Here is a 347-nt window from a genome sequence, read left to right on the forward strand (position 1 = left end):
CCCCCCCCCCCCCCCGCCCCCCGCCGTTGCCCCAGAGCAGACCGGCGGCGCCGCCCACCCCTCCGGTCCCGCCGAAGGTGCCGCCGGCACCGCCCATGCCGCCGGCCCCGCCGGCGCCGAAGAGGATGCCCGCGGCGCCGCCCGCGCCGCCGCTGGCGCCGCTGGTGCCGCCGATCCCGCCGGCGCCGCCCGTGCCGCCGTCGCCGAACAGCCCAGTGGCGCTGCCGCCCGGCCCGCCCGGCGCCCCGCTGGTGCCGCCCGTGCCGCCGGTGCCGCCCGAGCCGGCGGACCCGTAGAGGAATCCCGAATTGCCGCCGGCCCCCCCGAACCCGCCGCCGGTGCCGCCC

1 protein-coding gene is annotated in these 347 nt (G+C 85.0%); it reads right to left on the reverse strand.

Annotated features, from left to right (window positions below; translation table 11 throughout):
- On the reverse strand, positions 1 to 347 hold a 347-nt coding region (locus BST11_RS29445; protein ID WP_211284807.1), incomplete at both ends, for a hypothetical protein.

The sequence above is a fragment of the Mycobacterium alsense genome (genome assembly GCF_002086635.1).
GTDB classification, from domain to species: domain Bacteria; phylum Actinomycetota; class Actinomycetes; order Mycobacteriales; family Mycobacteriaceae; genus Mycobacterium; species Mycobacterium alsense.